We start from the raw sequence: 6,512 nt of genomic DNA on the forward strand, positions 1-6,512 counted from the left end.
GCCCGTCCCGCTGTCCGGTGTGCTCACCCGTGGTCCTCCCGCTGCCCGTTCCCGCACGCGCCACCGCGCGGGCGGCGCTGCCGCGGCCCGGGCCGGGTCAGACGGGCCAGAGGTGGACCGGCTCGTCGGTGCGGGCGAGTTCGCAGTAGCGCCGCACGAGTTCCGCCAGGGCGGCCTCCCGGCCGGCCCCGCCGTCCACCGCGCGGTGGTAGAAGCGAGTCTGCCAGCCCGCTCCGGTGATCCTGCGGCGGCACCGGCCTTCGATGACGGAGAGGTAGTGGTCGCGGTCGGTGGCGGAGACCCCCCAGGAGTCGAGACCGGAGGCGGCCAGGGGCAGGAGTTCACCCAGGACCAGCTCGGCGGCGGGCGTCTCCTCGCAGGAGGCGCCCCGGCCGCGCCGGGGCCAGACGAAGGTGGCGTCGATGCCGTGGCGGCAGGCGGCCTGGAAGTTGCGGTCGGCGTCCGCGAACGGCAGCCGTCCCCAGACCGGTTCGGGCTGCTCGGCGAGGGCACGGACCAGGCCGTAGTAGAACGCGGCGTTGGCGACCATGTCGGTGACGGTCGGGCCGGTCGGCAGGACGCGGTTCTCCACCCGCAGGTGCGGCACCCCGTCGGCCACGGCGTAGACGGGGCGGTTCCAGCGGTAGACGGTGCCGTTGTGCAGGACCATCTCCCCGAGTCGCGGGATCTCTCCGGCGGCCACGGTGCGCAGCGGGTCCTCCTCCTCGCAGATCGGCAGCAGCGAGGGGAAGTAGCGGATGTTCTCGGCGAACAGCTCCTCGACGGACTCGATCCAGCGTTCGCCGAACCAGGAGCGCGGCCGGACGCCCTGCGCGGCGAGCTCCGGGGGACGGCTGTCGGTCGCCTGGAGGAAGAGCGGGGCACGCGACTCGTGCCAGAGCTCGCGGCCGAAGGCGAACGGGGCGTTGGCGCCCACGGCGATCTGCGCGGCGGAGGCGACCTGGGCCGCGTTCCACACCTCGGCGAACCGGTCGGGGGTGACCTGGAGGTGGAACTGCACGGCGGTGCAGGCGGATTCGGGTGCGATGGAGTCAAAGGTGCGGCGCAGCGTCTCCGCTCCGGTGATGTCGAGGGAGATCAGCTCGCCGCGCGCGGACATGATCTGCTCGTTGAGACGGGTGTAGCGGTCCCCGGCGGAAAGATTGGAGCGCCCGAGTTCGTCACCGGTGATCGTCGGCAGGATACCGATGAGCACGGGGCGCGCTCCGAATTCCGCGCCGACGCGGTCCGCGTATCCGAACGCGATCCGCATCTCTTCGGCCAGATCGTCGAAGACCCTGCCGGACAGCGCACGGGGTGCCATATTGAGTTCCAGCGTGAACTTACCCAGTTCGCTCTGGAAATCGGAGGTCGCCATTCCGGTGAGAACCTCTTCATTCACCATGCGCGGCGCACCGAGACCGTCGGCGAGGCTGACCTCCACCTCCAGGCCGATCAGCGCCCTGGGGCGGTCGAACGCCTTGTCCGTCAAGAGCTGTCCGAGCGCCTCCCCGCAGTCGTGCAGCCGGTCCCGGAACCGCTGCCGGTCGGCCAGACCGAAACCACCCGAGTCGACGTTCGCCCCCATGGCGGCACCCTCCTTGTTCGTACGGTGCCGTGATCATGCCCACGACGGGAGCCGGGTAACGTGCGCCCGGCCACACGCGGCGTGTCGCACGACTCCCTCCACGCATATCCCTGTGGCATGATTCCTTCTCGCGGGCCCACCGGATTGTCGCCCACAATTGCTTCGCGGATGTTCCGGGGTATCACCACGACCTCCACCGAATATCCCGCCGGAAGACTCATAATCGGCTACCGGGGCGGTTCGGGGCGTGCTAGGTGAAACACGCGGGGAACGAAACTCGTCTAAACTCCGCCGACGCGTGTCTCCCATTTCTTGAGAGGCGGCCCCCATGCCCCTGCATGCACTACCGGCTCCTGTCCCGGCGGAACGGTGCCTGAGCGCCGCACTCCGCTCGTCCTCCGCCCGGTCCCCGCATGAACCGCACGGCGACCGTGCCGCCCTCCGGCCGATCCTGCCCCTGCCGCTGTACCTGCTGGACCCGGTCGCTCCTCCCGGCGGCGTGCCCCAACTGGCGGGGTGGCGCTTCCTGCTGGCGCGCGGCGCGCTGGCGGTGAGCGCCGCCGAGACGACCCTGACCGCCGACGGCTGGGCGTTCTCGCACTTCTTCGAAGGCCCGTTCATCGCGTCGACCGAACAGGCGCTCGCGCACGCGGACCAGTTGGCGGCCGACTACCAGCCGCGGCTGCTGTCGGTGCCCCGGCTGTACATGCTCACCCTGTGGCTGCACGCGGACGTCACCGCCTCGGCGGCCGACGGCGGCCCCGGTGCCGACGACCTGCTGGTGCCGCTGGCGCCGGCACCGCCGGGTATCGCCTCGCACCAGCCGCTGTCGATCTCCGCGCTGCTGCCGCTGCTCAGCAACCGGCTGACCACCCGTCTGGTCGGCTGACGGCCGAGCCGCGTCTTCGGCGCGGAGTCCGCGTGACGATGGCGGGACGGCAGGAGCCCGGTACCCGTGAGCGGCGGGAGCCGGTGCCACTCCCCGCGCGGGGAGTGGCACCGGCTCCGTGCTGTGCGGACGCGCCGGGTCAGCCCTCGTACTCCTCCATCGGGGGGCAGGAGCAGACCAGGTTGCGGTCGCCGAAGGCGCCGTCGATCCGGCGGACCGGCGGCCAGTACTTGTCCGCGGAGTCGACACCGGAGGGGAAGACCGCCTCGTCCCTGCTGTACGGGTGGTCCCACTCCCCCGCGAGCACGGCCGCGGTGTGCGGGGCGTTGCGCAGCGGGTTGTCCTCGGCCGGCCACTCGCCCGAGCCGACCTTGTCGATCTCCGCGCGGATGGCGATCATCGCCTCACAGAACCGGTCGAGTTCGGCGAGGTCCTCGCTCTCGGTGGGCTCGATCATCAGGGTCCCGGGAACGGGGAAGGACATGGTCGGCGCGTGGAAGCCGTAGTCGATCAGCCGCTTGGCGACGTCGTCGATCGAGACGCCGGTGGCCTTGGTCAGCGGCCGCACGTCGATGATGCACTCGTGGGCGACCAGACCGCCGGGGCCGGTGTAGAGCACCGGGTAGTGCGGCTCCAGCCGCTTGGCCACGTAGTTGGCGCCCAGCACCGCCGTCTGGGTGGCGCGACGCAGCCCGTCGGGGCCCATCAGCCGCGCGTACGCCCAGGAGATCGGCAGGATGCCGGCCGATCCCCACGGCGCGGCTGAGATGGGGCCGACCCCCGTCTCGGGGCCGGCGCCCGGCTGCAGCGGGTGGTTGGGCAGGTAGGGGGCGAGGTGCGCGCGGACCGCCACCGGCCCGACGCCGGGGCCGCCGCCACCGTGCGGGATGCAGAAGGTCTTGTGCAGGTTGAGATGGGAGACGTCGGCGCCGAAGCGGCCCGGGCGGGCCAGGCCGACCAGCGCGTTGAGGTTGGCGCCGTCGACGTAGACCTGGCCGCCCGCGTCGTGGACGGCGGCGCAGACGTCGGCGATGTTGTCCTCGAAGACGCCGTGCGTCGAGGGGTAGGTGACCATCAGCACGGCGAGTTGGTCGCGGTGCTGCTCGATCTTCGCGTGGAGGTCGTCGGTGTCGACGTCGCCGTTCTCGCCGGTCTTCACCACGACGACACGCATCCCCGCCATCACGGCGCTGGCGGCGTTGGTGCCGTGGGCCGACGAGGGGATCAGACAGACGGTCCGCTCGGGGTTGCCCGACGCCCGGTGGTGGGCGCGGACGGCCAGCAGACCCGCCAGCTCGCCCTGGGAGCCGGCGTTGGGCTGGAGGGAGACCGCGTCGTAGCCGGTGATCTCGGCGAGCCGCTCCTCCAGCTCACGGATCAGCGTCAGATAGCCCTCGGCCTGGTCGGCGGGGGCGAAGGGGTGCAGGGCGCCGAACTCCGGCCAGGTGACCGGCTCCATCTCGGTGGTGGCGTTGAGCTTCATGGTGCACGAGCCGAGGGGGATCATCCCCCGGTCCAGCGCGTAGTCGCGGTCGGCCAGCCGGCGCAGGTAGCGCAGCATCGCCGTCTCGGAGCGGTACTGGTGGAACACCGGGTGGGTGAGGTAGTCGTCCTCCCGCAGCAGCTCCGCGGGGAGCGCGTCCGGGGTGGCCGCGTCCAGCGCGTCCAGGTCGGCCGCCCCGGCGCCGAAGGCCGCCAGGACCACCGCCAGCTGGTCGCGGCCGGTGGTCTCGTCACAGCTGACGCCGACGTGGTCGGCGTCGGTGAGCCGGAGGTTGACGCCGGACGCCCGGGCGGCTTCCACGACGGCCGCGGCACCGCCGGGCACCCGCACGGTGACGGTGTCGAAGAAGGCCGCTTCCACGACCTCGGCGCCCGCCGAGCGCAGGGCGGCCGCGAGCAGCGCCGCGTAGCGGTGGGTGCGGTGGGCGATGCCGGCCAGGCCGCCCGGGCCGTGGTGGACGGCGTACATGCCGGCCATGACGGCGAGCAGCACCTGTGCGGTGCAGATGTTGCTGGTGGCCTTCTCCCGGCGGATGTGCTGCTCACGGGTCTGCAGCGCCAGCCGGTACGCCTGCTTGCCGTCGGCGTCGTAGGAGACGCCGACGAGCCGGCCGGGCAGACTGCGCGCGAACTTCTCGCGCACCGCCATGTAGCCGGCGTGCGGCCCGCCGAAGCCCATGGGGACTCCGAACCGCTGGCTGGTGCCCACCGCGACGTCGGCACCCAGGGAGCCCGGCGAGGCGAGCAGGGTGAGGGCGAGCAGGTCGGCGGCGACCGTGACGACGGCGCCCAGCTCGTGCGCGCGGTCGATGACCGGACGCAGGTCCCGGACGGCGCCGGAGGCACCCGGGTACTGGAGCAGCACGCCGAACACGCCGCGTTCCGCCACCGCCTCGGGGATGCCCCCGGAGAGGTCGGCGGTCACGACCTCGACACCGGTCGGCTCGGCCCGGGTACGCAGGACGGCGACGGTCTGCGGCAGGCAGTCGGCGTCGACCAGGAAGACACCGCCCTTGACCTTGCCGACCCGCCGGGACAGAGCCATCGCCTCGGCCGCCGCGGTTCCCTCGTCCAGCAGGGAGGAACCGGCGGTGGGCAGGCCCGTGAGGTCGGAGACGACCGTCTGGAAGTTCAGCAGCGCCTCCAGCCGGCCCTGCGAGATCTCCGGCTGGTACGGGGTGTACGCGGTGTACCAGGCCGGGTTCTCCATGACGTTCCGCAGGATGACCGGCGGGGTGAAGGTCCCGTGGTAGCCCAGGCCGATCATCGAGTGCAGCACCTGGTTGCGGCCGGCCAGGGAGCGCAGCTCCGCGAGGACCGCGGCCTCGCTGCGCGCGTCGGGCAGCCGGAGCGACTCCGCCGAGGCGATGGAGTCCGGCACCGCGGCGTCGGTCAGCTCGTCGAGGGAGCCGTAGCCCACCTGGGCGAGCATCTTCGCCCGGTCGCCGGAATCGGGTCCGATGTGACGGTCCTCGAACGGGATGCCCCGTTCCAGCTCGGCGAGCGTTACGCGGTTGGCGGTCATGTCGGGAGGGCCTCCTGGTCAATGCGGCCTGCGGACACCGTGGTTCCGGTGCCCGAGCGCCTCCCCCTCTGTCATGGCGACCTGAGAGCTTCACCGCGCGCACTGCGCGGCTTTCACCGTCGGTGAGAGGCGGCCGGACCGCGCGCGCCGGTGCGCCGCCGGTACCTCTGCTTTCCAGAGTGGCTTCGCCCGCGCGGTACGGGTGCCTGAGAGATTCCGGGGAGGATTTGCTCCTTCGGCGCCGCCGGCCGGGGCCGGCGGACTCTCCCGCACGGGTTCATCAACCGTGTTCGAGCCTACCAGCGGCCTCCGGACCCGCTTCCGGGGCGGCTCTCGACTGGCCGCCTCGCCCAAAGTGGCCTTTCGTAGTGCTCAAGGGGGTAGCAGCACTGTCGAGAACAGCCGCAGCGACGAGGTGGAGGCACCCGTGCAGACCGACATCGATCCGCGCAGTCTTATCGGGCGGAAGGCATTCGACTGTAACGGCGCGAAGATCGGCACGGTGGACGAGGTGTACCTCGACGACGCCACCGGTGTGCCGGAATGGGCCGCCGTGAGAACCGGGCTGTTCAGCCGGGACGCCTTCGTGCCGCTGGAACCCAGCGAACTGGTGGACGAGGCCCTGCGGGTGCCCTTCGAGCGCTCCCTGATCCGTGGCGCGCCCGACTTCGGTGTGGGCAGGCACCTCTCGCCCGAGCAGGAGCTGGAGCTCTACCGCCACTACGGCCTGGACGTGCCCGGCGTCGCCGAGACAGGCGCGGGCGGGCGCGACCAGCCGCCCGCCGATGTCGACTTCGGCCATCTGGCGGCGCCGGTCACCCCCGAGCCCGGCGAATCCACGACCGGCCCGGCGGGGCCCACGCGCCCGAAGGGCGCGGACGGCCCGCACGCGGACGAGGCACGGGGCGCGGAGTCCCGGGAGGTCTGACCAGCCCGCGCGGGCGGGGCGCCGGTGTCCGGTCAGCCCCCGGGCCCGGGGGCGTCGGGGCCCGGTCCCGCAGCCCCGT

4 protein-coding genes and 1 riboswitch are annotated in these 6,512 nt (G+C 72.4%); of the genes, 2 read left to right on the forward strand and 2 right to left on the reverse strand.

From position 1 onward, the window contains the following. Positions 1 to 97 precede the first annotated feature (97 nt). Positions 98 to 1,588, reverse strand: coding sequence for a glutamate-cysteine ligase family protein (locus E0D90_RS05885; RefSeq protein ID WP_103500826.1), 1,491 nt, complete (start codon positions 1,586 to 1,588; stop codon positions 98 to 100). Positions 1,589 to 1,916: 328 nt separating this feature from the next. Between E0D90_RS05885 and E0D90_RS05890 the strand changes: the two genes are divergently transcribed. Beyond that, positions 1,917 to 2,477 (forward strand): hypothetical protein, encoded by a 561-nt coding sequence (locus E0D90_RS05890; RefSeq protein ID WP_103500825.1) that lies wholly within the window; start codon positions 1,917 to 1,919, stop codon positions 2,475 to 2,477. Between the two features lie 139 nt (positions 2,478 to 2,616). On the opposite strand, the gene gcvP is transcribed toward E0D90_RS05890, so the two are convergent. After that, the gene (gene gcvP / locus E0D90_RS05895; RefSeq protein WP_130796859.1) at positions 2,617 to 5,505 is read right to left on the reverse strand and encodes an aminomethyl-transferring glycine dehydrogenase; all 2,889 of its coding nucleotides are present in this window, start codon (positions 5,503 to 5,505) and stop codon (positions 2,617 to 2,619) included. Positions 5,506 to 5,689: 184 nt separating this feature from the next. Next, a riboswitch (glycine riboswitch) is annotated at positions 5,690 to 5,785 on the reverse strand. A 147-nt stretch (positions 5,786 to 5,932) separates the two neighbouring features. On the opposite strand from gcvP, the gene E0D90_RS28550 reads away from it, so the two are divergent. Beyond that, positions 5,933 to 6,433 carry a PRC-barrel domain-containing protein gene (locus tag E0D90_RS28550; RefSeq protein ID WP_170214923.1) on the forward strand — a complete coding sequence of 167 codons (501 nt, stop codon included), beginning with the start codon at positions 5,933 to 5,935 and terminating at the stop codon, positions 6,431 to 6,433. The last annotated feature ends 79 nt before the right edge of the window (positions 6,434 to 6,512 follow it).

The organism is Streptomyces otsuchiensis (genome assembly GCF_004305975.1).
Classification (GTDB): Bacteria; Actinomycetota; Actinomycetes; order Streptomycetales; family Streptomycetaceae; genus Streptomyces; species Streptomyces otsuchiensis.